We start from the raw sequence: 26,290 nt of genomic DNA on the forward strand, positions 1-26,290 counted from the left end.
GCTTCACGGTATTATCAATTTACTTTTTATCCTGTGTACTTTAAAAAAGCTCAATCATTATATACCGGAAAGGGCGGCAAAACCGCACTTTGAAGCTCTCTTCCTATACAGCTTTTAAATTCGGCCTTTGCATGAGCCGTTTCGGCAATTTCTCCGTTTTCAAGCAGGATAACGCGATCGCAAAAGAGTTTTACAAGTCTTATATCGTGCGTAATAAATAAAAACGAAACTTCGCCTTTAAGACGTTTTAAAAGTTCAAGAATTCCGCTTTGAAGAGGCGTATCAAGAGAGCTTAAGGCTTCATCAAGAATAATCAGCTTAGGATTTACCGCCATGGCACGGGCAACCGCCACACGCTGAAGCTGCCCACCGCTTAACAGCACGGCTTTTTTTTCTAAAAAATCCTCCGCTATTTCGAGCCTTTTCATCAGGTTTTGTATCCGCTCAAGTCTTTCCGTCCTGTTTAAAGCCGTTAAATATAAAAGAGGCTCTTCTATAATTTCTTTTACGGTCAAACGGGGGTTTACAGCGCTTAAACTGTCCTGAAAAACAATTTGAACCTGTTTATAAAATTCACGTTTTTTCGATAAATTCGACAAGTCTAAGGGCTTGCCGCCGAATTCTACGATACCTGCGCTCGGCTGTAAAAGACCAATCATAATTTTCGCAAGAGTGCTTTTACCCGAACCGGATTTACCGAGTAAGCCGAGAGCTTCACCGTGTTCCATATCGAAATTAATATTTTTTAAAACATGAGTTTTTTCCCGTTTTCCGAAAAATGAAAAATTTTCAAAAGAATGATTTATATTTTTAACTGAGGCAAGAATATTACCTTCCGTATATACGCTCATTATTTTCCGCCTCCTTCGTAAAACGATAAATGCGCCTTAATAAGCTCTTTCGCCGCTTCGGTTTTTTGTTCGGCAAAGATACTTTTTACAGTACCGGTTTCGACCAGTAAGCCCTTATCGATAACGGCTACTTCATCCGCAATTTTTGCTACAACTCCGAAATCGTGCGTTATTAAAAGCATTCCCAAAGAATTTTTATTTACAAGAGTTCTTAAAAGCTCTAAAATTTTAGATTGAACAACAAGGTCCAAATCGGTTGTAGGCTCATCGGCAATAATAAAACCCGCCTTGCTTAAAAGCATTAAGGCTATCATTGCCCGCTGGAGCATACCGCCGCTCATTTGGTGGGGATACAGGCCCAATACTTCAAGTCCGAGACCTACATCGCAAAGAGCCGTTTCTATTTCGGCCTTGCCGGTTTTGTTAAAACTACCGTTTGATTTTAACATTTCCGTAATATGGGCGCTCATAGACATTAGAGGGTTAAACGCCGTTCTGGGATTTTGCATAATACTCATAAAAATCTTTCCGCGGGATTTTTGAATATCTATAGACCGGTTATCCAAAAATATCTCCCCGGAGCTTTTTAAGTTGGACGGCGTAAAACCCTGCATTGCAAGAGAGGTAAGAGTCTTGCCGCTTCCGCTTTTACCGACTAAGGCTGTAATTTTTCCCGTACAAATCGAAAAATTTACATTATTTACGAGAGCTTCTCCGCCGTTTTTAACGCTTAAATTTTTAACTTCTAAAATGCTCATCAGTGCCCCGCTTCGCTTACATCGAATTTATCGCGTAAAAAATCGCCTATTATGTTAAAACTCATAACGCACAAAAATATTGCAAACCCGGGATATACTATAAGTTCGGGGTGACTGAAAATATATTCTTTCCCGTCGCTTATCATTATTCCCCACTCGGCAGTAGGGGCTTTTACACCCAGCCCTAAAAAACTTAAACCCGAAATATGAAGAACAATGTGTCCGATATCGAGAGTTGCTAAAACCGCACATTGGGACAAGATAGGTTTTAACATATTTTTTCTAAAATTCGTAAAGGTGCTTGCACCTGAGGTAATCGTTATAAGCACATAATCGCTGTTTTTTAAACTTAATACGATACTGCGTACGATTCTTGCATACCACGCCCAATGGGACACTGCAATGGCAATAATTACATTGGTAAGTCCTACACCCAAAATTCCTACCAAAAACAATGCCAAAATTACGGTAGGAACACTGAAAAAAATATCGCAAATCCGCATTAAAATTTGGTCGGTTTTTCCTCCTGCAAACCCTGCCGTTCCTCCCACTAAAATACCTAAGGATAATATCAAAAACAGGGTTACAAATGCGGAATTAAGCGATATGCTTGTCGCCGCAAGCAGCCGTGAAAAAGTATCGCGGCCCAGGTGGTCCGTTCCGAATAAATGGGTTTTTCCCGCCGGCTCGAATTTTGCAAGTAAGTCTATTTCATTAGGGTCATACGGCACCAGCCAATACGAAAAAACCGAAACGAAAATCATTATAAGAGCCGCAAAAATTGCGACATAAAGTCCTATTTTTTTCATTTTACACCTGCCCTTATTCTGGGGTCTATTAACGCATAAACTACATCTATCACCAAATTGCTGAGTACAAAAACAAACGCCATTACCAGAATAAAGCATTGAATTACGGGATAATCGTTGTTAATTATAGCTTCAACCGCATACCTTCCTACTCCGGGATATGCAAATACATTTTCTACAACCATTGCGCCCCCTACCAATTCTCCCAAGTGCATACCCAATGCCGTAATAATCGGCAAAGAAGCGTTTCGGAAAATATGGCTGAAAAGAACGCGTATACGCGGAATACCGCGCATTTTTGCATAAGTTACGTGTCTTTGGTTTTTAATTTCCAGCATATTGGTACGGATAAGACGCGAATTGATTGCAATCGACATAAAAGATATTGTAAATGCCGGCATTATAAGATGGCTGAAACCTCCTATTCCGAACGGAGGAAGAATTTTAAGATGAACCGAAAAAAGTAAAATCAATAAAATCCCGAGCCAAAAATTCGGTGTACAAACTCCGAGAAAAGAAAAAAATCTTACAGCATAATCAATAAATTTATCCTTAAAGACAGCCGACAATATACCAAGCGGTACGGAAAAAGCCAAGGTAAGGACAAGAGCAAAGCCCGCAAGTTTAAGCGTAGCGGGCAAATAATAAGCCATATCCGCCGTTACATCTCTTCCAGTAATGTAGGATTTGCCGAAGTGAAGATTAAGAGCGTCTTTAAACCAAATTTTATACTGTTCCCAAACGGGTTTATACAAATTAAGCACCCTCTTTGCTTCGGCAAGAGCTTCATCGGTAGGCGATATGCCTGACGCATTAAGATAGCTCATTGCCGCATCGGTACCGTTTAGCCGTAAGATTGCAAAAATCATCACGCTTACGGCTAACATAATCGGTACAACAAAGAAAAGGCGTTTTATAATAAATTTCAGCATTAACGTAAACTCATTTCGGCAAAGGGCACACGGTTTTTAATAATGTGCATATTTACACCGTCCAGCCGCTTATTCCAAACGGCCTTATTCGTTTCATATAAAAGAGGAATATAAACCGCTTCTTCATGAAATGCCGTAAGAAGCTCGTGAGTTAACTCCCGTCTTTCTTTCGGGTCAAGCGATACAAGCATTCGCCCGATTTTTTCGTCGATTTGCTTTTTATCGGATAAACCGAGTTGAGCCTGATAGTCGGCATGAGAAGGAAGACGCATTGAGGCTAAGAAGGCTTGGGGGTCGTAAGGAGCTCCCCAAGTTTCGTTAAAAATAGCTCCGAAGTCTCCGGTTTTTTGTTTTTTGTAAAAGATTGTGGATTCATCGGCCTTTAATTCAAGGGCAACACCTATTTTGGCAAAATTTGCACGCAATACTTCACCTATTGATTTATAAACGGCATTATTTCCTATATATATAAGGGTAATTTCAAGTTTTTTACCGTCTTTATAGCGGATTTTATCCTTACCCATTTTATAACCCGCTTTTTCCAACATATCGTTAGCTTTTTTAATATCGAACTCGTAAGCCTGTGCGGAAATATCGGTATTTTCCAATGTTTTATCGAACAAAAAGTCCGCCCTCTTGCTTGTATTAAAAAATATCTTTTCTACCATTAAATCTTTTGCTACCGCCATATTAAGAGCCTTTCTTACGGTTTTGTCATTTGTAGGAAAGCGTGTTGAATTTAATGCTACAACTAAGGTTAAAAGCGGCTTTGAAACGGCACTGTTAAATTCTTTTTTTAACTCGTTAAAACTGTCAAGAGGAATTTGCCCTCCTCCGTAAATTAAATCCACTTCCCCCGTTTTTAATGCAATAACCTTAGTATTGGGTTCCGGGATTATTTTTGCAACAACCTTTTTAATTGAAGGTTTTTTACCCCAGTATTTTTCGTTTACTTCAAATGTATCGCTTATGCCCTGTTTGGTATCTACCAATTTCCACGGTCCCGTTCCGATAGGAGCCTTTATTCCGTCTTTTGTGGAACCGTTCATCATTGCGGAAGGTGCGATAAACCTGAAAGGTCTTATGAGGCTTAACTCCCTCAATGTAGGCTCGTAAGCATTTTTTATAGTAAGCTCAATTTCGTACTTGCCTACAATTTTGCAATTTTCCAAAATATTCGCAAGTTCAAGCCATGCATGGCGGCTGCGGTTTTCCAAAAGGGCATCAAAATTTGCCTTGGCGGCCTTTGCATCGAATTTTTCTCCGTTTGAAAAAACCACATCATCGCGCAATACAAACCTGTACACGGTGCCGTCCTTGCCTATACTCCATGATTTTGCAAGCCACGGCAAGATTTTTCCGTCGTCGCTGAATTCAACAAGACTTTCGTAAACCATATCCTGTGCAAACATTTCATTGGGTGAATAAAGATGCGGATTTAAAACTCCGACATTTTTCGATACGGCAAAATTAAGCGTACCGTTTTCCGCAAACAATGAAAGCGGAATTAACGCTAAAAATAAGGCCAATACTTTTTTTACCATTTTTTAAACTCCTTATAATTAAAAACTGAATAAAATGTTACCCTTAGGTAATTTCAGACAGGCAGTATATAGATTTTTACAATTAATGTCAATAAGGTTTATAAAAAATCGGACAAAACCGTTTTAAAAATCATTATCGGATAAAAGGATTGACAGCGGTTATATAAACAGGCATAATGGTACTATGAGCGTAAAATGCAGATTATCAAAAGATGCGGAGCGTATTGCAGCAATAAACAAAACCGTTCACGATGTTCATTATAAATTATATCCTGAATATTTTAAACCGTTTTCATATAATGAAACGGTAAACTTCCTAAAAAAACAATTACAAGAAGAAAATTGGTTTTGTTATATTGCAGATTATGAGGGAAAAGATACGGGTTATGCTTTATTTTATATCAGAGATTACCGGGAAAATCCTGTCAGAAAAGCATATAAAGGCATACATATAGACCAAATAGGTATAATCCCCGAATATAGGCGGAAAGGCATAGGAAGAGAGCTTATGAAAGAAATCGAAAAATTTGCAATAAAAGAAAATGCGGCACAAATAGAACTGACCCATTGGGAACTAAATGAAGATGCAAAATATTTTTACAGCAGTATGGGGTTTAACACAACTATTAGATTTGTTGTCAAAAAGCTGTAATAAAATTACATAGAGCCTTAACTCTAATAAGGTTTTAACCGTATTGTTAAAAACATCTCGGTTTACCCAACCTCTCTTCGATAATATATTTCAAAATTCAAAAAAAATTATTGTTTTTTTTATAAAAATAAATAAAAATACCGTTTAAGCTATTGAAAAAAATTATATATAATTATATAATCGACTCACAATAATTCAAAGAGGGATATTGACATGAATGCAAAAATAATTATACTACCCCCCCCCCCCCCCCGAAATTTTATAACGTCATCTTTGAATTAAATACTATCTTTATTCATATTTTTAAACGAAGCCCGCTTATCAAAAGAAAGCAGCGGTTTAAATTTTGTGAGGCCTGTTTAAAATCAAATTTTATGGTTTATATGTACTTTATAAAAACCGCCCGGCATAATAATTTAACCGTTCAGCTTCATGCAATAACCTGTCAACCGCATAAAAATCGATTTATCAAACCGGAATATAAAAATATCGGCAATTATAAATTACCGCCTCCTATGAGAATTTAAAAGAAAGTTTTTACAATACATTCACCGAAATACGGGAATGTAAAATAAAATTTCTTTTGTACATTTACAGTTTTAAACAAAAGAAATTATTATAAACCGACAAATAAAATTAATAGGAGTTATTTTATGGACAAAACGAAAAAACGATCTTCGCTCAAAAACAGGCTTTCAATTATTTTCGGCACTATAGTTTTTATTTCATTAGGCATTCTGGGAGTTTTAGCCGCAAGGATTGCACGAAAAGCAATAGAAGAAAAGGTATATCTTCAAATAACGGAAAAAGCCGATGATACCGCTAAAATAGTCAATGAACGTATTTCAGGTTATTTTAAAACACTTGAATCAATTGCACGTCTTGAAATTCTCAGAACAAATATTCCTTATACCGACAAAGCCGAAGCCTTAAAACAAGAACTTATTTTTAATCCGGAATTTGAAGCTCTCATACTGTGCGACAAAACGGGAACGGAATATTTACCCGGCAACATACGGTTAGACGTTTCACAAAGAGAATGGTACCGCCAAGCTATGCAAAACAAAAAATGCGCTTCGGAACCGGAATTTTCAAAAGCAACAAATACTTTAGCCGTATATTTTTCAACTCCTATTTATGATAATAATAAAAACATCATAGGGGTTTTATGCGGAAGAACAAACGGCACTGAACTTTCCGATATAATAAAAGACATTATCGTAGGTAAAACTGGCGAATGTTATATACTCGGAATCACCGGAACTAATATTGCAGACCGTAATATTGAACTTGTAAAATCTCAATATAATTCAATAGAAGCCGCAAAAACCGACGCTTCACAAAAAAACATAGCGGAATTTGAAGAAAAAGCCGTAAAATCCGATGAAGACTTAATTTCTTATGTGCATTTTAAAGGCAAACGTATGCTCAATTGTTCCGCAAAAATCAAATCTACAAACTGGACGGTGTTTTGCTACGCCCCCGCAAATGAATTTTTCTATGCCGTTACACAACTTCGTATAACATTGGGTCTCACAGGATTAATAATTATCATACTCGCAATTTTAATTGTATATTTTGTTTCTCATAAAGCGGTAAAACCGATAAAAATAACGGTAGACGCTTTAAAAAACATTGCTCAAGGAGAGGGAGACTTAACCGTCCGGCTTTACACAAAAGGCAATGACGAAATAACCGATTTGTCTGAATATTTTAATGAAACAATCAATAAAATAGGTTCGTCCGTAAAAGCAATAGGAGAAAATACATCTTCTATGCGGCAAATAGGAGAAGAGTTATCTACCAATATGACCGAAACGGCAAGTTCCATAAATCAGATAAGTGCAAATATTGACGGAGTTAAACAGCAAGCCATTACACAAGCCGCAAGCGTTACGGAAACCGCCGCAACAATCGAAGAAATAATGCGCACAATAAAACAACTTAACGGAAGTATTGAAACACAATCGGCCAGTGTAGCTCAATCTTCGGCATCGGTTGAGCAAATGGTTGCTAATATAGCGTCCATTACAGGTACTTTAGCAAAAGCGATAAAATAATAAAAGAATTGGCTTATGCTACGGCAGCCGGAAAAGAAACTATTTCTTCTTCAAATACAATTACACAAAAGATTACCGAAGAATCGGGAGTTCTCTTGGAAGCCAGTTCCGTTATCCAACATATTGCAAGCCAGACAAATTTACTTGCAATGAATGCCGCAATTGAAGCTGCTCATGCAGGAGAAGCCGGAAAAGGTTTTGCAGTTGTTGCCGATGAAATACGCAAACTTGCGGAAGAATCTTCCGTACAAGGAAAAACAATTACTTCAACACTTAAAAATTTATCGGGTGAAATTGAGGCTCTCTCGGAATCTTCCAAAATGGTAGAAGAAAAATTCAATGCAATTTTTTCTCTTAGCGAAAACGTTAAGGATATGAGTAAAAGCGTTATGGAAGCAATGCATGAACAGGAAAACGGCAGTAACGAAGTATTAAATGCCATACGCAATATCAATACGGTAACAATGGAAGTAAAAGCCGGTTCGAAAGAAATGCTTAGAGGCGGAGAAAATGTTGCCAAAGAAATGAATAAACTGGACGGTTTAACGGTTACTATAACAGGCAGTATGAACGAAATGGCATCAGGTGCGATGCAAATAAATAATGCAATAAGAGAGGTAAATTGGATAACTCAAAAAAATAAAGACAGTATTGAAGTTTTAGTAAAAGAAGTTGAAAAATTTAAAGTATAAAAATTTACAAACGGCAATAAGAGAGGGGACTATATTAAAAACTCACACATAGATGTAAAGATGTAAGAGTTTCCGCCTACGATGCCGGTAACCTGAAGGAGAATAAAATGAAAAAACGATTTTCTATTAAATTAAAATTGGTAATCATATTCGGAGCTTTAATTTCAACAGCCATTGCCATACTCGGAATTTTAGCCGTACAAATAACAAAACGAGCCGTTATAGAAAAAGTTGAAGTTCATTTATCGGACAAAGCGGAAGATACGGCAAAAGTAATAGACACTAAAATAACCGCTTTTTTTCAATTTTTGGAAGGCTTATCACGAATTCCGGTACTTAGAAATAACAGTTTAACATATGATGAAAAGATGGCTTATCTTAAAAAAGAGGCCGATTTTCATAAATCCATAAACGAGTTAAAAATTTATGACCTGTCAGGTAAACGCTACACAGATGAAGGAGAAGCAATTATTGTAAACGACAGGGATTGGTACCAAGAAGCGTGTAAAGGTAAAAATTTTGTTTCCGAACCCATTATAACAAGGTCAACAGGAAAACTGGCTATTATTTTTGCCGTCCCGATTTATGACGATAATCATACAATTATAGGGGTTTTAAATGCTTCGGTAACGGGTCAATTGTTTTCCGAATTTATAAAAGATATTGTAGTAGGAAAAACGGGGTACTGTTATATTCTGGGAACGACCGGAACGAATATAGGCCATAAAATATATGAAAGAGTTTCTCAACAAATCAATTTTATAACTGAAGCCGTAACCGATAAAGACTCAATTTCGGTTGCATCTTTTGAAAAAAAAGCAATCGCCTCCGAGCACTCCGGTATGGAATTCTACGAATGGAACAATATTTCCAAAATAGCCGCTTTTACAAAAATAAAAAGAACGGGCTGGACTGTAATAGTAAATGCTCCGGTAGAAGAATTTATGGGTACTATTCAAACCTTACAAAAATCGATATATACTATAGGCCTTTTCATTTTAGTAACAACTCTTGCTATTGTATTTTTTACCGCATACACAATTGTAAAACCTATTACAAATGCCGTATCGGCACTTAAAGATATATCCCAAGGAAAGGGAGATTTAACTGTAAGACTCCCCATTTACGGCAATGATGAAATAACCGACCTTTCTCAATACTTTAACCAAACTATAGGAAAGATAGGAGAATCTATAAAATCAATCAGCCGCACTTCAAATACAATGAAAAACATAGGTTTAAATCTTTCAAACAATATGGAGGACACTGCAAACTCTATAAATCAAATAAATTCTCACATTGAAGGTGTTAAACAACAAACCATAATGCAGTCCGCAAGTGTTACCGAAACATCGGATACGGTTGAAGATATTATCCGCATTATAAAACAACTTAACAACGGAATTGAAACTCAAGCTTCAAGTGTAGCCCAATCTTCCGCTTCCATTGAACAAATGGCGGCCAATATTTCGTCAATTACGCACACTTTAGAAAAAAGCGACGCTGTTATCAAATCTTTAGCCGGCGCTACTGCCGATGGAAAAGAAACCCTTTCTTCTTCAAATATCATTACACAAAAAATTACCGAAGAATCGGGAGCTCTTATAGAAGCCAGCGCAGTTATCCAGCATATTGCAAGTCAAACTAATCTTTTGGCTATGAATGCGGCAATTGAAGCCGCTCATGCAGGAGATGCCGGAAGAGGCTTTGCAGTTGTTGCAGATGAAATACGTAAACTTGCTGAAGAATCCTCCATACAAGGCAAAACAATCACATCAACATTAAAAACATTATCGGGTGAAATCGAAACACTTTCCGAGTCTTCCAAGTCGGTAGAAGAAAAGTTTAACGCTATTTTCTTACTTGCGGAAAATGTAAAAAAGATGAGCCGTATGATAATGGAAGCGATGAGAGAGCAGGAAAACGGAAGTAAGGAAGTTTTAAATGCAATTCGTAATATCAATGAAGTAACCGCAGAAGTCAAAGCGGGTTCTCACGAGATGCTCAAAGGCGGAGAAGGCGTTACCGAAGAAATGCTCAAACTGCACGAGTTGGCCGGTGCAATCACAGACAGTATGCGTGAAATGGCCTCAGGAGCAATTCAGATAAATAATGCGGTTCGGGAAGTAAACGAAATAACACGGAAAAATAAACAAAGTATAGAAGCTTTAGCAAAGGAAGTTGATAAATTTAAAATATGATGAACTAAATGTTATATATTCTACAATAAATAAAGATATGGTATAAATAATGCCATATCTTTATTTATTCCGTGTTTTATGATATACTTCTTTTCTATGAATTACTATGTCGTGCAGGTAAGTACAGGGAAAGAAAACCTTTTTGTAGAATCCGGCGAAAAAAATGAAGCGGAGTTCGAAAGGGAATACTCTATCATTTTCCCGCAAAGAGTTTTAAAAATAAAAAAAAGCGGAAAATTTACCGAAAAAAAAGCGGCGGTTTTTCCCGGTTATGTTTTTATAAGGTCGGAAGAAATTACGCCGGATACTTACCATTCCGTCAGAAAATTAAAAGGCTTTTATCGTTTTTTACCGAATAATCAGGAGCCCTTGCCTTTGAAAGGAAAAGACTTGGACATATTAAAACACTTTATTTCCTTCGGCTGTGTAGCGAATATTTCCGTTGCGGTATTTGACGAAAATGACCGCATTCAAATTTTAGACGGCCCGTTAAAGGGGCTTGAAGGACAAATAATAAAAGTAGATAGAAGAAAAGGAAGAGCAAAGGTAAAATTGGATATGTACCAAAATTCCTTTGCTATAGATTTCGGGTTTACTCAGCTCAGTCAAATGGGCAAAAAACGGGAGGATGTAAATGACAAATCTTCCGATTAAACAAAACCCTTCCATATACATTGTAGGAGCAGGCTTTGCAGGAACCGCAATTGCAAAAGAAATTTCTTCAAAAGAAATTTTCGGCAAGGTTTCGGCCTTTTTAGATGACGACCCGAAAAAGATAGGAACAAAAATTGACGGGGTCCCGGTTTTAGGTTCAATATCGGAAGCGGTGCGCTTAATCAGAATCGACTCGGGAGCGGAAGCCCTAATTGCAATTCCGAGTATAAGCTCCGAACGTTTACGCGAAATTTTCGGAATACTCAAAAATGCCGGATTTTCACGTATAAAACTTTTACCTGCAATTTCGCAAATTATAGACGGTTCCGCCCATTTAGTGCAGGCAAGAGATATTGACCCGCAGGACTTACTTAGCCGCACACCCGTAAAAATAAGTTTAAAAAAAAGCCTCGCATATTTAAGGGGAAAACGTGTTTTAATAACCGGAGCGGGAGGCTCAATCGGAAGCGAACTTGCACGCCAACTTTTATCCGGCGGTGCGGAACGGCTTTATCTTTTCGGACACGGAGAAAATTCCATTTATCAAATTCATAAAGAATTAAAGCTGCTTCAATCCGGAGGAGTAGGAGATAAAGCAACAATAGTGCCGATTATAGGCGAATTAAAAGACCGTAACTATATGCGCTACATTATCAACAGATTAAAATGCGATGCCGTTTTTCATACGGCGGCTTATAAACACGTTCCGCTTATGGAAGAAAACCCCGTAGCCGTAATCGAAAACAATGTTTTCGGAACAAAAAATCTTTTAGACGCCTGTTTGGAATTCGGAGTAAAAAAATTTGTTTTAATTTCTACGGATAAAGCCGTAGAACCCGTTTCCGCTTACGGTCTTTCAAAAATGTTAAATGAAAAATCGGTTTTACAAGCTGCGGAAAAAGCAAAAAATTCCAACGAAAATTCGGCTTATATGTTTGTACGTTTCGGAAATGTTCTCGGCTCCCGCGGCTCTATTTTTCCTCTTTTTGTAGAGCAGATAAAAACGGGAGGCCCCGTAACGGTAACCGATAAAAAAATGACGCGTTATTTTATGACTATTCCGGAAGCCTGCTCCCTCGTGCTTCAAACCGGCGGAGTCGGAAAATCAGGACAATCTTATCTTCTTGATATGGGAGAACCCGTAAATATTTTTGAAACTGCAAAGCAGTTAATCCGTTACATGGGCTTTGAACCTGAAAAAGATATTAAAATAGAAATTATCGGTGTCCGCGAGGGAGAGCGCCTGGAAGAGCCTCTTTGGTCAAAAAGCGAATATTTGGAAAAAACCGATTACGAAAAAATAATGCTTTTAAAAGATTCCGTTCCGTTTGATTCGGACAGGTTAAACTACCTCCTCGAAAAACTGGCTCCGTTTTGTTTTTACACGGAAGGGAAAGAAGACCTTTTCCGAAATAAAGATAAAATGAAAAACTTTATACGTAACGAAGGGTTAGTTTTATAATTTACAAAAAAGCCCTTATAAATTCTTAAATTTAAATAAAATACTCTCTTTTTTTTTCATTTTTTTTAATAATTGTTTTATTTTTTTCCGTTTTTGTTGTATTATGGTTGTATCAAACTATAAGAGAGGTTTATATGAAAAAAACAGTTAGTGTTTTTGTTTTTGTAAGCGTTATTCTAATGTCAATTAACGCTGCAGAGTACTATGTTTCAAAAGAAACGGGTAGGAACGGAAATGCGGGTACAAAGGATGCCCCGTTTAAAAACATTGAAAAGGCGGCCGAAATCGCTCAAGCGGGAGACAAAATCTATGTCGCAGAGGGTAATTATTACGGCGTTCGGGACAAGGGTTTTATTATGATTAAAAATGCCGTTGAAATTTACGGAGGCTATTCCAAGGATTTTTCAAAACGGGATATTTTAAAGTATAAAACGCTTGTTATGCCGCCCGTATCGTCCAACGGAACCGGAAGAACAAATAAAACGATGGAGTTCGATATTAAAAACGGCAACGGTAAAAAGCTCGTAATCGACGGTATTATTTTCGATAAGGGCGATTCAAACGGTTATCATCCTACAAAGGGAAAACCTGCCGGCGTTGAAACCGGAATGCTTGTGTTGCCTCCCGGACAGGGCATAAACGGAAAAGAAACTAAGGTTCTGACTACCGAAAAGGCAATACTAGGCGGCAGCATTATGAAATGCGACGTACTTATTCAAAACTGTCTATTCAACAATGCTTCCAATTTTGCCATTCAATTCGGAGGTTCGGGCGATGTAAAAATCCTCAACAACGTATTTACCGCAAATGCAATGGCTGCCTGCGAAATTTGGGGAAAAGAAAACAAGGCGACTTCCATAACCTTGGAATTTGCTTATAACACCGTATTATTTACTTGGCCGCGCACCCATACGTTTGAAGATATGGGCTACGGCTTCCGTGTTATGACAAAGGTTGAAGTAAACTGCCATCATAATATTATAGGTCTTTCGGCTCTTTCCGCGATTGACCGATGCCGTATCGACAGCCCCGAAGCAATGGAAAAAGGAAGAAAGGTACTCGTAGATAACAACCGCTTCTTTATGAATAAACAGGCCGATGTAACCCTGCCCGGTTTAGGAACTTTTGAATACATCTGGGTAAAAGACTTTGAAGATGTTGACCGCTTTAACAGTGCGGAAGGCAATGAAGAACTTAAAAACGTACAAGGCTTAAAAAATGCTATAAACAAGGCTTATTTGGAAGGGTTTTTAAATGCAACATATAAGGAAAAAACCGATTATGACCCGAATTCTCCTGCAAATGAATTCAGAAGGGCAATGGGTATGAATCAAACCGGTAAGATAACATCCGATGTTTCGATGTTTGCAAATAAGTATCCGCAAAGCGATGCTTTAAAACTTTTCGGTGCCGTAAGCGGTTTCGGAGCTCAAGCTATAAAATAAGTTAAACTTTATGGAAATTACCTAAAAACTTTTAACCGCCTTTAGTTTATAAAGGCGGTTATTTTTTTTGTTTTAAATCATTATATCAACGCCTTTAAATTCCGCTTCATTATTTATTCCGTATCTTACTTCAATACCGTTTAAACCGTTTTCTTGCAAACAAGTTAAAAACAGTTCTTTTACAGCCGTTATTTCTTTTTCGGTAAACTTAATATTTTCACATTCAAAGGCAAAAATTTTATCTTTTAAAATAAAAACCCAATCTTCATTTTTAAATTTACAATGTAAAACCGTTAAACGTACGGTTTTTAAATTTAAGTCGAGCAATAAAGCAAGAGAACCGCTTACAAATAAACCGTTTTTCTCGGCCGTTTCCGTATTTCCCTTATCCGGTCGTTCAACACCGAAAGAACTTGTATCCTCAAGTTCTTTTTTAAATGGAAAAACCGCCCAATTTAAACCGCCCTTATGCAAATGATTTAACAGCTCCAAAACCTCATTTTCATCTTCTTGAGTTTCATCCTTTTGCTCTCCTCCGCTTTCGGAATTTTCTTCACCGAAAATTGCGGCATATACCGTTTTAAAAACATCTTCATTTAATTCTATTCCCTTGTTAAGTATAAGTCCCGCGGAAAACACCGCCTTCGACAGAGTTTTCTTTTTGGGTAAATCTTTTAAAAAAGCAAATAATTTATAAGCACTGTCTCCGTTAAGGCGGCTTCCGCTCGCGGTCAAAAAGTTAAGAACCGCAGAAGAAAGTTCGGTTTTAGGTAAACCCAATTCCGAAAAAAAATTTACGGAATTTTTAGACTGAACTTGGACTTCACCCTTTGTTTCGGGTACAAGGAAAACCTTGGCTTCTCCTAAAACTTCTTTTATAATAACGCGCATTTTTAAAAAATCGCCTTCTTTAAGGCCTCCCGAAACGGTTCCTTCAAAAACGGCTCCGTTAAAAAAAATACGCGCAGTACCCCCGTCTTTTAAACTTAAAATTTTAGCGGAAACCGTATCTCCGTTTTTTAAACTTTGAAAACCCTTCGCCGCTCCTTTAGGAGCGGTAAAAAAAACTTTATTTTCCGTTGTGTAAATCATAGTTAATAAAGATTATATCAAATTTATTATATTAGGCAATACAAGTCTAAAATAAAAAACAAACTGCATTAAAGCCGAAAACTTATTCAAAAACGATACATAATCCGCTTAAACCGATAAACGTAAAAAAATGTCCTCAGTTCCGTTAAAGAACTAAGGACATTTTTATTTTCAAAAAGATTATGCCTTTTTGCTTTCGATACGCGTTTTAATCTTTGCCGCCTTACCGATTTTTTCTCTGATGTAATAAAGCTTGGCTCTGCGCACCTTTCCGGGGCGTACAACTTCCACTTTAGCGATACGGGGTGAATGAAGCGGAAAAACACGCTCTACACCTACCCCGTAAGAATTCTTTCTTACGGTAAATGTTCTTCCGATTCCCGAATTTTTAAAACAAATTACCAAACCTTCATAAACCTGAATTCGTTCGGTTTTACCTTCAACAATTTTAAAGTGAACCTTTACCGTATCTCCTACGCGGAAAACGGGCGGGTTTTCAGCCTTTTGCTGTGCTTCAATCTTCATTATAAGTTCGCTCATTTTCTAACTCCTTAAAATATTTTTCTGCGTCCTTTGTCCAAGCGGGCATATTTTTCGCTTTTTCAATAAGTTCAGGTCTGTTTTTAAGCGTTTTTTCAATACGCTTTTTTAACCGCCATTTTTGAATATTCAAATGATGCCCCGACAAAAGAACTTCGGGAACTTCCCTGCCCCGAAAATTTCTCGGTCTTGTATACTGCGGGTACTCAAGCAAAAAATCCGAAAAACTTTCTTCTTCAAGCGATTCGCCCGATATAACTCCGTCGATTAACCGATACACTGCATCGATTATAACTAAGGCTGCAAGCTCTCCCGAAGACATTACATAATCGCCCACGGAAATTTCATCATCAACATATTCATCGATAATTCTTTGGTCGATACCTTCATATCTTCCGCAGATAAAAACTAGTTCATCTTCGCGGGAAAGCTCTTCGGCATATTTTTGGTTAAACGGTTTTCCGGACGGAGTTACGTAAATAACCCGTTTATTAAACGCGTTTACGGAATCCAATGCCGAAGCCAGAGGTTCAGGCAGCATAAGCATACCGGCTCCTCCTCCGTAAGTTAAATCATCGCACGAACGGTGCTTGTCAAAAGCAAAGTCCCGGATATTTACAAAATTGCAGCTAATAATTCCCTTTTCTACAGCCTTGGCCATTATCGACGAAGCGAAAAAGGCTCTCGGTATTTCGGGGAATAAGGTCAGCACATCGAATCTCATTCAAGAATCCAGCGGTGCATAAGCTCCACGGTTCCGGCTTTTAAGTCTATATTTCCGATAAATTCTTTATTAAACGGAATATAAATAACCTGCCCCGCGGCAGCCTCGGAGGTTTTACCGGTGTTTTCACAGGAATTTTCTTTTAAAATTTCCAGGAGATAACCACCCCCGCCTTCTGCTACACTCGTAATTTTTCCGATACGGGTACCTTCGCATACAAGAACACAATTACAAAGATCATTGACATAGACCTCACCTTTTTTTAAGGCGGCGGCCTTGTCTCTGGGGATAAACAACTCAGAACCCGCCAAAAATTTAGCGGCTTCGGGGCTGTCTATCCCCCTTAATTTTAACAGAGCATCGGCTGCCCGCAAAGTTACTTTTTCAACTTCAAACCAGCCTTCTTTTATGCCCTTTTCAATTTTCTTTTCCGGTATACTTAAAAAAATCTTATCAAAATTTAAAAAATGTTCGTATTCTCCGGAAAAACTTTCAACTTTTACAAATCCCTCAACACCGAAGGGGCTGCGGATTCGTCCCGTTGCAAGAAGCTCCATTATCAGTCTAAAATCTCAAGCGAATAACGCTTACCGGACTTTCCTGAGCTTGCATTAAGCAGGGTCCTAATCGATTTTGCAATCCGTCCCTGTTTTCCGATTACCTTGCCTATATCGCCTGAAGCTACTTTTAACTCCAAAACAATACCTTTTTCGTTTTCGCTCTCTTTTACCTCAACGGCGGAAGGCTCGTCCACTAAAGATTTGGCAATGTACTCAATTAAATCTTTTTGCATTTTGCATTCCTTTTCACTTATAAGGTGAATTCTTTTTTGTTAAGTAAGCGTCTGACCGTGTCCGTAGGCTGAGCTCCCTTTCCTATCCAGCTTCTTACCTTATCGCCGTTAAAAGAAATTTGTTTTTCAGCCGTTTCAATCGGATGATAAATGCCCACTTCATCAATAGTTTTTCCGTTCCTAGGCTCACGGGCATCTTGAACGACAATTCGATAATACGGGCGTTTTTTTGTTCCGATTCTTTTTAATCTGATTTTTACCACTATAACCTCCCGGGTTAAACCCAAAACATTCTATAAAAATAACACTATAGAATATAGTAAAGGGAAATAATACACTAAGTAAAAAAATTAGTCAATAGGTTTATTTATGCTTTATGCGAAAATCCGCAAACCTAATCAGTATCTATAAATACCGGATAAATATTCGGTTCTAAACGGAATTACCTGATAAAACGGATTAAAAAAGACGTTATATTACCGATTGCAAACTCCTTTCTTTTAGGATATAATAAAGGTATGAAAAAACTTACCGGATTTATTGCATCGGACGGTTTGGCAGCCGGCCCCTTATACTGCATAACGGAGCTGCCTGAAACGGTTATTCTTTCTTATAAAATTTCGGATAAAGAAGTTATTGCTCATAAAAATAGACTTATCGATGCGGTTAATACTGCAAAAAGTGAATTGGAACAGCTTGTTTCAAACACTCAAAGCGATAAAACCGGCAAAGATATAATCGATACGCATATTATGATGCTTTCCGATACAATGTTTTTAGATTCAATTTTTGCCGAATTGGAAAAATCGAAATTAAATATAGAATATATTTTAAAGAATAAAGTTGAAGAAACTGCAAATATGCTGAAAAATTCGGGAGATAAGTATTTGGCGGAACGGGCGGATGACATACGCGATGCCTTTGATTCCGTTTTTGCTCATTTACTTCTTACGCGCGGTTCAAATAATTCCAGATTTGAAAAAGTTCCGGAAGGCTCCATTATTGCGGCAAAACTTATAAAAGCCTCGGAAGCTCTTTTAGTAAAAAATGCCGGTATTGCAGGCATTATAATGGAAGAAGGCGGCATTACGAGCCATATTGCAATTATGGCGCGGGCTTGGGATATTCCGATGCTGGTAGGCGTAAAGGGCTGTATGGATTTTGCCCGCTTTAATATGCCCGCCGCTCTTGATGCCGACAACGGTTTTGTGCTTTTTAATCCGCCCGCTTCCGAAATTGCGGAATATAAAAAACGTATTGAAAAACGGAATGAAGAAATAAGGCTTTTTTTAAGTGCGCAGCAAAACTATACGGAACGGCTTTCAATTACAACCTCCGACGGAGTAAAAGTCTCGGTAAATGCGAATATAGCATTCCCTGAAGAAATCGAAAACAAATTCGTTACAATTTCAAACGGAATAGGATTGTTCCGTTCCGAATTTCTGTTTTTAGAAGACGGAAAAATTCCTGAAGAAGATAAACAGTTTGAAGCATATAAAAAAGTTGTTAAAGTAATGGAAAAAAAGCCTGTAGTTATCCGAACCTTCGATGTCGGAGCCGACAAAATGCTCGGAGAACAGGAAAGCCTAGGAGAAAAAAACCCTCTTTTGGGCTGGCGTGCAATCCGCTATTGTCTTGAACGCCGCGAAATTTTTAAAACGCAAATAAGGGCGATTCTGAGAGCCGGAGCCTTCGGAAATGTTTATATCCTAATTCCTATGATTTCAACTGCCGAAGAAATTATTGAGGTAAAAAAAATTATTAAAGAATGCGAAGCGGAATGTTCCGCTAACGGGCATCTTAATGCAAAATACACAGGCCTAGGTATTATGATTGAAGTACCGTCCGCAGCAATTGCGGCGGATTTATATGCTCCGCTTATAGATTTTATGTCAATCGGAACAAACGACCTTATTCAATACACAATGGCCGCCGATAGAGAAAACACTAAGGTTTCTTCTCTTGCAAACTATTTCGAACCTGCCGTTTTAAGGCTTATTAAACACGTAATTGATTCTCAAAAATTTATTGAAGACCAACGCGGTCATTTGGTTTCAATGTGCGGCGAAATGGCATCTAATGAAGAAGCGGCCTTTTTACTTTTAGGAATGGGACTGAGACATTTCAGTATGCCGGCAGGAAAAATTTTAAAAATGCAAAAGTTTATGGAAAACGTAAATGTAAAAGCCGCCGAAAAACTGTATGAAAGTATTAAAAGTTTAAATTCCGCAAAAGAAATTAAAACTGCGGTATGTAAAGCCATGGCAAACTGACAGCCGTCTTTAAAAATAAGCTCTTAAAATTAAAGCTCTTTTTTCTCTTTTATAATTTTATAAATATTTAAAAGTTCGCTCCTGAGCTGAGAGACGGCAGCCGCCTCCTTGCTTGCAAAAGCGGCCTGATTTAACAATTCTTTGCCGGCTCCTTCAAGAGTATATTTTTTTTTGTTAATTAAATAATCAAGTTTAAAAATAAAATCCAAATCGCGTTTACTGTAAACCCGCCTTCCGTTTAAATCTTTTTGTACTTGTAAAAGCGGCACGGCTTCTTCCCAATAACGCAAAATATGAGCCTTAATTCCTGTCAGTTTTTCAACTTCTCCTATCGAAAATCCTTCCATAAATGTAAACACCGAGTTAAACTTATAAGCGCTCTTCCCAGCGCTTTCGGCTTCCCTTTATTTTAAGTAAAATAGGGATTAACGCAAAGCCTAAGTCTTTCCTTATTTTATTTTGAATATAGCGCATATAAGATTCAGTTACCGCATCGGGACGGTTTGCAAAAAGTAAAAATTCTACGGGACGGGTTTTAGTTTGAAGCATATATTTAAAAGTAAAAGAATTTTGCCTTCCTTGGGGAGGCGGAGCCGCCTGAAGCCAATCCTGTAAAGCGATATTTAATGCCGAAGTTTCAATTTTTTTATTCAACTGATTAAACATTCTAATTGCAATTTGTAAAAGCTCTTTAACTCCGCTTCCTGTGTTTGCCGAAATCGCAGTTACGGGAGCGTATTCCATCTTACCGAACATAACCTTTATTTTTTCTTCTTCAGTTTTAAAAGCTTTTTGAGTTTGCTCCATTACGTCCCATTTATTTAAAACAAAGATAATTCCCAAACCTCTGCCGCTTGCCTGGTCTATAATTTTTTTGTCCTGTTCGGTTAAACCCTCCTGCACATCTATTAAATGAAAAACAATATCGGCATTATCCATACTTTTTATCGAACGGACTACGGAATAATATTCTATATTTTCGTTTACTTTAGCTTTCCGTCTTATACCTGCGGTATCTTGAATAATAAAGCGTTTATCCTTATATGTAAATTCTCCCTCTACAATGTCCCGTGTAGTTCCCGGCACGTTTGAAATTATTGAGCGGTCGGAATTCGTAAGATAGTTTGCAAGAGTGGACTTCCCCGTATTGGGTTTTCCTACAAGGGTAATCCTGATTATATTTTCCGCTTCCGCTTCTTTTACATTACCGAAATCCAATCCGGCCGTAAGCTGTTCGGCAAGTTCCGAAATATTATCTCCGTGTTCCGCACTTATGCAAATTAGAGATTTAAACCCGTAAGCATAGTAGTTATAAGCCTCGGCGGTAAGACGCCCGCCTTCCGTTTTATTTACGGCTGCAATGAGCTTATTAAAATAAGGTCTTAAAAACCGGATAAATTCTTCATCTTCGGGAGTTGTAAGGCCCGCATCAAGAAGAAGCAAAATTCTATCGGCTTTTTTTAAGGTTTCAATAGTTTTTTCTTTTACAAGCTCGTCCATCATATCTTCAAATTTATTTCCGCTGCGGGTCAGCTTAAAGCCTCCCGTATCGACAAGTAAAACGGGCTTTCCGTTTATAATCGCCTGAGCTTCTACAGGGTCCCGTGTTACACCCGGAGTAGGGTCGGTAATCGAGCGGCGTTTATGCAAAAAGCGGTTAAATAAGGTGGACTTTCCTACATTGGGTCTTCCTATTATTGCAATAACGGGAAGGTTTTCGTATTTTTTTTCAAAAGAGAATTCATTATTTTTATTTTCTTCTTCGGTTTCCGTTTTGTCTAAATTTTCCATATTCATATTTTTTTCCTCAAAATAGCATCTTGTAAAAGTTTACCCGGAAAAGGCTCATTGTTTTAATGGGACAGTATAACATAAATCGATTGAAATTGCTATCGGAGGCACGGTTATAAATAAATTAAAAAAACTTTTTACAATATTTTTAAAACGGACAGCCTTAAAAGAGTGTCTGCTTTCAGGCATTTCGGTATTTGAAAACGCTTAAAAAAACGGATTATAAAACGGTTTTACTGAAATAATAAACTAAAAAAAAATCTCAATACCGGAAGTACCGCTTAATAAAAAGGACATCTTATAGGCCGGCTTTTATTTTAAAAGCTTTACTTCAATTAAAACTTTAAGATGAGAATTATACTTAAAAAAAAGCATAATTCTCATCGGCTGTTTTTGCGGTTTGTTTTGTTTACCCGTTAAGATTGTTGCGGATTTTTTGTATTCAGCTCTTTTTTAAAAAGTTTAACAACTATAAGCATAGATAAAATCATAACAAAGGTATCTACCAAGGGTGTGGAAATCCAAATTCCGCGTATTCCGAAAAATATCGGAAGAATCAATACGGCAGGAACATAAAGCAACAGCTGGCGGAATATAACCAAAAGCCCTGCATACTTTGCTTTGCCGAGTGCTTGAAACAGGGTTAAATTGATAATCATAATTGCAGACAGAGGAAACAATGAAAAAGAAAGCATAGCATTGACTTTTCCTAAAGCTACCAATTCTTTGTTATTTACGATAAAAATTTCCAAAACTTTTTCAGGTATTGTTAAAAACACCAGCCAAAATATAAGAGCAAGGCAAAAACCGAACCCGTAAAAGAGGACGGTTCCCTTTTTTACTCTGGAAAATTTTTGAGCCCCGAAATTGGTCCCTGCAAAGGGTTGATAACCTTGACTTATTCCCCATAAAGGAATAAAGGCCAGCATTAAATATCTAAAAAAAGCGCCCATTAAAATTACTTGATTTTCCCCTCCGTATTTTTTTAAGGCGGAATACATTACGGACTGTTGTACAAGAGCAAAAATCTGCATAAGCATAGCTGAAAATCCTACAGCAAGGATTTCTTTTATAACAGCTTTTTGCAGTTTAAACCTTTTAAATTTAACTATTTTACTGCAAAATGCAAAATAACAAAAATTAGATACTGCAAGAACTATTTGAGAAATAACGGTTGCAACGGCGGTGCCTTCAAGACCTTTATTTAAACCGATTACGAAAACCGCATCCAAAATAATATTTAAAACAGCGCTTATTCCCATTAAAAGCATTGCAAGCTTCATTTTACCTTCACCGCGCATAACCATATTTGCGGCTTGTCCGAAATTTACGAATATTGACCCCAGATATACAATCCTCAAATAAAGAGTTCCAAGCCTGAGCATTTCTCCTTCGGCTCCTATCAGCTTTAAAAACTGAGGTGCAAATATCAGTCCTGCCGCCGTAGTTACCGATGAAAAAAATTAAGGTAAGAATAAGAACATGCCCCATAATCGAATCTACGGTTTCCCGGTCCTGTCTTCCTACAGCCCTTGAAAGTACCGACGCGGAACCTATTCCGATTAAAACCGCAATACCGTTATTTATCAATGTAAAGGTATAAGCTAAACTTATTGCCCCTATAGCCGTGTTACCTACATATTTCCCTACAAAAAATGCATCTACAAAGCTGTATAAACTTATAACAAACATTCCGATAATACCCGGAATACTCAATTCCATCATAAGTTTAAATATATTATTCCGAATTAAATGCTCTCTCTTATCCGTCATAAAGACCTCCACAACCGACGCTAGCGTCGATTATATTATGCAAAAAGAAAAAATAAAGTCAATATCTGCTGACATAATTTTATGATTTTATTGTAAAACTTTTTTCTACAAAGGAGTATATAATATCATGAATCTCTTTTTTTTGTTTATTAAAAACGGTTTTATCTCTGAAAAGTTCATATATTATAAGGATTCCGTTAAAAATGCGGGAATAAAGTTGACCTTTTTTATTCGATTTGAATTCCATTTTTTTATCGGTTAAAAAACCTTTTTTAAATAAAGAGTTAAGATTTTCAAAAATAAAGTTATAAGCCTGTTTTTCCAATTCTAAAAAAAGTTCTTCATATTCTCTATCGTATAAGATTTCTGCAAGAAACATAAGATAAAGCCGCTTTTCGGGAACATCGTCAAAGATTTTTTCCATCATGGCACGAGTTATAATTTCATAAGGGTCATCAGTATTTTTTGCGGATTTAAAAATTTCTTCATTACGTTTATACCGAAAATAATTTCCTTCCTGCATTATCTTAAACATAATAGACTTTGTACTTTTAAAGTATTGATAGACGCCGCCTTTTGAAAGACTTGTAGCCGCAACAATATCTTCCATTGTGGTATTATGAAACCCTTTTTTTAAAAAGACGGTTTTTGCAGCTTCAATTATTTCCTTTGAACGCTCTTCTTTTGTTTTCCGTTTAAATTTTGCCATACGTTAAGTATTATACGTAAAAAATATAAAAAAGGAAAGGCGGTAAAAAAAATCGACGGCGAAAAAACAGTTAACGAATTTTATTCGGGCATAACGGAATTTTTATATTTATTCCGTTTTGTATGTTTAGAAAATTCTTATTTTTTCTCTTATTCTATTCACAGGTAAACAGCTGCACTTATCCGGTTTTGCCTGTATTTACCTGTTTTCGCTTTATTTCTTTTCAAAATCGTCCCGTTTTTTTACTATTTTTTTAATCCGCATTTTTTTATCGGAAAAGTTTTTTTGTTTTTCCCGATTTAAAAAATTTTTTCCTGAAGATTTTTCCGCTCCGATTTTTTTGCTTTCGGCATTCTTTTTTGCTTTTATTTTTCTTTTCGATTTTTTTCTATAAATTCAATTGATTTATCCAAACCTTGAAGAAATGCACGCATCTCATCTTCAAAAATAACTACCGCATGTCTGTCAAAGCCTACACCTTCCGAAGCCTTGCTTTCTACAATTTGTAAAAAGACATCACCCTTTGTGTTTTCTTTTACATTAAAAAAATAAGTTCTGTTTTCCGCAGGAATTTGCGTTGTAAACAATTCTCCTCTGATTCCCATAATCGGCTCCTATAAAGTGTAATTTTTTTATATTGTGTCTTCGTTATCGGCACGGATTACCATTTCTCCCTGCCAGCCTACCAAATATTTTTCCGCTTCCGAGGAAGCTCCTTTGATATCGGCCATTATTCTGAACACCGACTCCGTTCCGGAGCCGCGCATCCAAATAAAAGCAATAGGCTTATCTTCCGAATTATAAAACTGAATTTTTAAACCGCCCTTCCCGGAAACTCCGAAATCTTTTAGGTTTTCCTGTTGAACGGTTCCGTTGTTGCAAAAACTCAAATATTTTTCAATTCCGAATTTTTTCTTTAACACATCTTTTTTTATACACCACTCTTTTTCAAATATTTTTTGGTATCTTCTTTTTAAAACCGAATGCTCAAGCGTCCTGATTTTAAGAAGAGCCCGTTTTTCTCCTGTAGGCGTAGTCATATAAGCGGGAAGCGTTTTTAAAATATCGGTTAAAGAAAAGCTCTCTTTATAAAAAGCCTTATTTCCCGAAACTTCGCACCAAATGTGAAAAAGCCCTCTTCTACCGTTTTCCGATTTTATTAAAAGCAATTTTAAAAGTGCAAAAACGGTATTGATTGGGTCGCGCACTGATGACGGATAGGTAATATTCCCTCCGTTTGAACCTTCACCCAAAATACGCACAGTAAAACCTTTACGGCGCAATTCCTCTGCAAGGTTTACTACATTAGCTTCGCCTACTTCCGCGCGGAAGACTTTTGCGCCGAAACAGGCGGCGGCCTCTTCTATACGCAAAGAAGTAGGTCCGTTTACCGCAACGGCTATCGGTTTATTTACATTCATACCCGGCATATTTTCGTTATTCGTATACAGTAAATAAGCCAATTCCGCAATTACGGAAAGAGTAAAAACTTCCTGAGCTTCAAGAATACATGCTCTGTTAAGCTCATCATTCCAATAAATAATATTTCCGCGGTCGCCGTCACAGTCGGGCATATAACCCAAAAAGCAATTTTTACTTAAGCTGTCGGAGCCGGTTTTATGCAGCTCTTCCATTTTATCGGCACAAAATTTTAAGTTTTTTCCTTCCGGTAAAATCGCATGCCTTATATCGCCGGCCTTTTCCGCAATACCGATTAAAGAGATTCCGGCTTCTTTAAAAAATTCTCTGTCTATTGAGGCTGCCCTCGCGCTTCCGTTAAAATCTACAAGAATACTTAAAGGTTTTCCCGCCTTTTCCGCTTCAAAAGAATTTTTTTTGCATAAGGTAAAAAAGTTTTCTTGTGTTTCAATACATGAAGAATTTGTAATTACTTCCTTAGAAAAATTTTTATAAGCCGCTAAGGCTTCTTTTTTAAAGGTTTCGATTTTTTCTTTTATTTTAAGAGTTTCGCCGTTTCTTTGAGAAAGGATTTTAAAAGCCTCTCTCTCCGCATCTTTTGCATTACATTTTTCGGTAAAAATTTTAATTAAAACTTTACTTTGCTCAGCATTTATAACACCGCCCGTGTTAAGGCCGAATTTTATTCCGTTATGCCCTATCGGATTATGACTTGCGGAAATATAAATAAAGGCAGCTCCTATTGATTTTGAATAGGCCATAATCTCGGGAGCCGCGGCACAACCTATTACTTTTAAATCATATCCGCATGAAGACAGTGAATCTATAAAAAGTTCTTCAATGACGGCACCGGTAGGACGCGCATCTCTTCCTATAACGATTGCATCTATATTTTTATTTTCCGTTTTTAAAAATTCCAAAAATGAAACGGCGGCATAATAAATAATAGCCGCATCGTGTTGTTTTATCTTATCCGTTCCGTCTTCTTCGTTTCCGGATTCGGCAAATATTTTCCGCCAGCCTGAAGCCGATAAAATCATTTTTGAGAATTCTTCTTTTATACCGCCGTCATTATTTTGAGCAATATTAAAACTTGCCGTTGAATTCATTTAATAA

Annotated in this window: 21 protein-coding genes and 3 pseudogenes; 7 read left to right on the forward strand and 17 right to left on the reverse strand. The window is 37.2% G+C overall.

What is annotated here, in order from left to right; translation table 11 throughout:
* Positions 1-50 precede the first annotated feature (50 nt).
* From DYQ05_RS12105 to nikA, 5 genes are read right to left on the reverse strand one after another with little or no spacing between them, the layout of a single operon-like run.
* Positions 51-851, reverse strand: a complete 801-nt coding sequence (locus DYQ05_RS12105; RefSeq protein WP_206183508.1) for an ATP-binding cassette domain-containing protein — start codon at positions 849-851, stop codon at positions 51-53.
* Positions 851-1,609: an ATP-binding cassette domain-containing protein gene (locus DYQ05_RS12110; RefSeq protein WP_020966317.1), complete on the reverse strand. Its 759-nt coding sequence runs from the start codon at positions 1,607-1,609 to the stop codon at positions 851-853. Before DYQ05_RS12110 ends, DYQ05_RS12105 begins: the two co-directional genes overlap by 1 nt.
* Positions 1,609-2,418: a nickel ABC transporter permease subunit NikC gene (gene nikC / locus DYQ05_RS12115; RefSeq protein WP_020966318.1), complete on the reverse strand. Its 810-nt coding sequence runs from the start codon at positions 2,416-2,418 to the stop codon at positions 1,609-1,611. Before nikC ends, DYQ05_RS12110 begins: the two co-directional genes overlap by 1 nt.
* Positions 2,415-3,350 (reverse strand): nickel ABC transporter permease subunit NikB, encoded by a 936-nt coding sequence (nikB, locus tag DYQ05_RS12120; RefSeq protein ID WP_206183509.1) that lies wholly within the window; start codon positions 3,348-3,350, stop codon positions 2,415-2,417. The genes nikC and nikB overlap by 4 nt, the downstream gene beginning before the upstream one ends.
* Positions 3,350-4,894 (reverse strand): nickel ABC transporter substrate-binding protein, encoded by a 1,545-nt coding sequence (gene nikA / locus DYQ05_RS12125; protein ID WP_024468532.1) that lies wholly within the window; start codon positions 4,892-4,894, stop codon positions 3,350-3,352. Before nikA ends, nikB begins: the two co-directional genes overlap by 1 nt.
* 184 nt (positions 4,895-5,078) lie before the next feature.
* Between nikA and DYQ05_RS12130 the strand changes: the two genes are divergently transcribed.
* From DYQ05_RS12130 to DYQ05_RS12160, 6 genes and pseudogenes are all read left to right on the forward strand, one after another.
* The gene (locus DYQ05_RS12130) at positions 5,079-5,546 is read left to right on the forward strand and encodes a GNAT family N-acetyltransferase (RefSeq protein WP_024466786.1); all 468 of its coding nucleotides are present in this window, start codon (positions 5,079-5,081) and stop codon (positions 5,544-5,546) included.
* A 653-nt stretch (positions 5,547-6,199) separates the two neighbouring features.
* A pseudogene (locus DYQ05_RS12135) lies at positions 6,200-8,298 on the forward strand (methyl-accepting chemotaxis protein).
* Positions 8,299-8,405: 107 nt separating this feature from the next.
* Positions 8,406-10,499: a methyl-accepting chemotaxis protein gene (locus DYQ05_RS12145; protein ID WP_206183511.1), complete on the forward strand. Its 2,094-nt coding sequence runs from the start codon at positions 8,406-8,408 to the stop codon at positions 10,497-10,499.
* A 96-nt stretch (positions 10,500-10,595) separates the two neighbouring features.
* Positions 10,596-11,153 carry an antiterminator LoaP gene (loaP, locus tag DYQ05_RS12150; RefSeq protein WP_024465586.1) on the forward strand — a complete coding sequence of 186 codons (558 nt, stop codon included), beginning with the start codon at positions 10,596-10,598 and terminating at the stop codon, positions 11,151-11,153.
* The gene (locus DYQ05_RS12155) at positions 11,134-12,615 is read left to right on the forward strand and encodes a polysaccharide biosynthesis protein (RefSeq protein WP_206183512.1); all 1,482 of its coding nucleotides are present in this window, start codon (positions 11,134-11,136) and stop codon (positions 12,613-12,615) included. Before loaP ends, DYQ05_RS12155 begins: the two co-directional genes overlap by 20 nt.
* Positions 12,616-12,749: 134 nt before the next feature.
* The gene (locus tag DYQ05_RS12160; protein ID WP_029409462.1) at positions 12,750-14,060 is read left to right on the forward strand and encodes a right-handed parallel beta-helix repeat-containing protein; all 1,311 of its coding nucleotides are present in this window, start codon (positions 12,750-12,752) and stop codon (positions 14,058-14,060) included.
* Between the two features lie 72 nt (positions 14,061-14,132).
* Here the strand turns inward: DYQ05_RS12160 and DYQ05_RS12165 are convergent, their stop codons facing one another.
* The 6 genes from DYQ05_RS12165 to rpsP form a co-directional block, all read right to left on the reverse strand.
* Positions 14,133-15,152 carry a TP0910 N-terminal domain-containing protein gene (locus DYQ05_RS12165; RefSeq protein ID WP_029409463.1) on the reverse strand — a complete coding sequence of 340 codons (1,020 nt, stop codon included), beginning with the start codon at positions 15,150-15,152 and terminating at the stop codon, positions 14,133-14,135.
* 180 nt (positions 15,153-15,332) lie between these two features.
* The gene (gene rplS / locus DYQ05_RS12170) at positions 15,333-15,692 is read right to left on the reverse strand and encodes a 50S ribosomal protein L19 (protein WP_024465588.1); all 360 of its coding nucleotides are present in this window, start codon (positions 15,690-15,692) and stop codon (positions 15,333-15,335) included.
* Positions 15,667-16,416, reverse strand: a complete 750-nt coding sequence (gene trmD / locus DYQ05_RS12175) for a tRNA (guanosine(37)-N1)-methyltransferase TrmD (protein ID WP_020966332.1) — start codon at positions 16,414-16,416, stop codon at positions 15,667-15,669. Before trmD ends, rplS begins: the two co-directional genes overlap by 26 nt.
* On the reverse strand, positions 16,413-16,973 hold the full coding sequence (gene rimM, locus DYQ05_RS12180) for a ribosome maturation factor RimM (RefSeq protein WP_024466533.1): 561 nt from the start codon (positions 16,971-16,973) through the stop codon (positions 16,413-16,415). Before rimM ends, trmD begins: the two co-directional genes overlap by 4 nt.
* 2 nt (positions 16,974-16,975) lie before the next feature.
* Positions 16,976-17,209, reverse strand: coding sequence for a KH domain-containing protein (locus tag DYQ05_RS12185; protein ID WP_020966334.1), 234 nt, complete (start codon positions 17,207-17,209; stop codon positions 16,976-16,978).
* 17 nt (positions 17,210-17,226) lie between these two features.
* Positions 17,227-17,472 carry a 30S ribosomal protein S16 gene (gene rpsP / locus DYQ05_RS12190; protein ID WP_020966335.1) on the reverse strand — a complete coding sequence of 82 codons (246 nt, stop codon included), beginning with the start codon at positions 17,470-17,472 and terminating at the stop codon, positions 17,227-17,229.
* 255 nt (positions 17,473-17,727) lie between these two features.
* Between rpsP and ptsP the strand changes: the two genes are divergently transcribed.
* Positions 17,728-19,482: a phosphoenolpyruvate--protein phosphotransferase gene (ptsP, locus tag DYQ05_RS12195; RefSeq protein ID WP_020966336.1), complete on the forward strand. Its 1,755-nt coding sequence runs from the start codon at positions 17,728-17,730 to the stop codon at positions 19,480-19,482.
* A 29-nt stretch (positions 19,483-19,511) separates the two neighbouring features.
* On the opposite strand, the gene DYQ05_RS12200 is transcribed toward ptsP, so the two are convergent.
* From DYQ05_RS12200 to DYQ05_RS12225, 6 genes and pseudogenes are all read right to left on the reverse strand, one after another.
* Entirely contained in the window at positions 19,512-19,829 is a 318-nt protein-coding gene (locus tag DYQ05_RS12200; RefSeq protein ID WP_020966337.1) for a MerR family transcriptional regulator, read from the reverse strand.
* Between the two features lie 22 nt (positions 19,830-19,851).
* On the reverse strand, positions 19,852-21,273 hold the full coding sequence (gene der, locus DYQ05_RS12205; protein ID WP_038098832.1) for a ribosome biogenesis GTPase Der: 1,422 nt from the start codon (positions 21,271-21,273) through the stop codon (positions 19,852-19,854).
* Positions 21,274-21,689: 416 nt separating this feature from the next.
* Positions 21,690-23,046: pseudogene (locus tag DYQ05_RS12210) on the reverse strand (MATE family efflux transporter).
* A gap of 79 nt (positions 23,047-23,125) precedes the next feature.
* Positions 23,126-23,755 carry a TetR/AcrR family transcriptional regulator gene (locus tag DYQ05_RS12215; protein WP_024469414.1) on the reverse strand — a complete coding sequence of 210 codons (630 nt, stop codon included), beginning with the start codon at positions 23,753-23,755 and terminating at the stop codon, positions 23,126-23,128.
* A gap of 213 nt (positions 23,756-23,968) precedes the next feature.
* Positions 23,969-24,360: pseudogene (locus tag DYQ05_RS14525) on the reverse strand (PUR family DNA/RNA-binding protein).
* Between the two features lie 27 nt (positions 24,361-24,387).
* Complete coding sequence (locus tag DYQ05_RS12225) at positions 24,388-26,283, reverse strand: phosphoglucomutase (RefSeq protein ID WP_029410031.1); 1,896 nt, start codon at positions 26,281-26,283, stop codon at positions 24,388-24,390.
* Positions 26,284-26,290 lie beyond the last annotated feature (7 nt).

Source organism: Treponema pedis, assembly GCF_017161325.1.
GTDB classification, from domain to species: domain Bacteria; phylum Spirochaetota; class Spirochaetia; order Treponematales; family Treponemataceae; genus Treponema_B; species Treponema_B pedis.

Excerpts from the sequence above, each read along its gene's own strand:
- der (WP_038098832.1), bottom strand. The coding sequence starts at position 21,273 with ATGGAAAATTTAGACAAAACGGAAACCGAAGAAGAAAATAAAAATAAT.
- ptsP (WP_020966336.1), top strand. The coding sequence starts at position 17,728 with ATGAAAAAACTTACCGGATTTATTGCATCGGACGGTTTGGCAGCCGGC.
- DYQ05_RS12110 (WP_020966317.1), bottom strand. The coding sequence starts at position 1,609 with ATGAGCATTTTAGAAGTTAAAAATTTAAGCGTTAAAAACGGCGGAGAA.
- rimM (WP_024466533.1), bottom strand. The coding sequence starts at position 16,973 with ATGGAGCTTCTTGCAACGGGACGAATCCGCAGCCCCTTCGGTGTTGAG.
- DYQ05_RS12215 (WP_024469414.1), bottom strand. The coding sequence starts at position 23,755 with ATGGCAAAATTTAAACGGAAAACAAAAGAAGAGCGTTCAAAGGAAATA.
- nikA (WP_024468532.1), bottom strand. The coding sequence starts at position 4,894 with ATGGTAAAAAAAGTATTGGCCTTATTTTTAGCGTTAATTCCGCTTTCA.
- DYQ05_RS12145 (WP_206183511.1), top strand. The coding sequence starts at position 8,406 with ATGAAAAAACGATTTTCTATTAAATTAAAATTGGTAATCATATTCGGA.
- DYQ05_RS12225 (WP_029410031.1), bottom strand. The coding sequence starts at position 26,283 with ATGAATTCAACGGCAAGTTTTAATATTGCTCAAAATAATGACGGCGGT.
- DYQ05_RS12165 (WP_029409463.1), bottom strand. The coding sequence starts at position 15,152 with ATGATTTACACAACGGAAAATAAAGTTTTTTTTACCGCTCCTAAAGGA.
- trmD (WP_020966332.1), bottom strand. The coding sequence starts at position 16,416 with ATGAGATTCGATGTGCTGACCTTATTCCCCGAAATACCGAGAGCCTTT.
- DYQ05_RS12155 (WP_206183512.1), top strand. The coding sequence starts at position 11,134 with ATGACAAATCTTCCGATTAAACAAAACCCTTCCATATACATTGTAGGA.
- nikB (WP_206183509.1), bottom strand. The coding sequence starts at position 3,350 with ATGCTGAAATTTATTATAAAACGCCTTTTCTTTGTTGTACCGATTATG.
- DYQ05_RS12200 (WP_020966337.1), bottom strand. The coding sequence starts at position 19,829 with ATGGAAGGATTTTCGATAGGAGAAGTTGAAAAACTGACAGGAATTAAG.
- DYQ05_RS12130 (WP_024466786.1), top strand. The coding sequence starts at position 5,079 with ATGAGCGTAAAATGCAGATTATCAAAAGATGCGGAGCGTATTGCAGCA.
- DYQ05_RS12160 (WP_029409462.1), top strand. The coding sequence starts at position 12,750 with ATGAAAAAAACAGTTAGTGTTTTTGTTTTTGTAAGCGTTATTCTAATG.
- DYQ05_RS12105 (WP_206183508.1), bottom strand. The coding sequence starts at position 851 with ATGAGCGTATATACGGAAGGTAATATTCTTGCCTCAGTTAAAAATATA.
- nikC (WP_020966318.1), bottom strand. The coding sequence starts at position 2,418 with ATGAAAAAAATAGGACTTTATGTCGCAATTTTTGCGGCTCTTATAATG.
- rplS (WP_024465588.1), bottom strand. The coding sequence starts at position 15,692 with ATGAGCGAACTTATAATGAAGATTGAAGCACAGCAAAAGGCTGAAAAC.
- loaP (WP_024465586.1), top strand. The coding sequence starts at position 10,596 with ATGAATTACTATGTCGTGCAGGTAAGTACAGGGAAAGAAAACCTTTTT.
- DYQ05_RS12185 (WP_020966334.1), bottom strand. The coding sequence starts at position 17,209 with ATGCAAAAAGATTTAATTGAGTACATTGCCAAATCTTTAGTGGACGAG.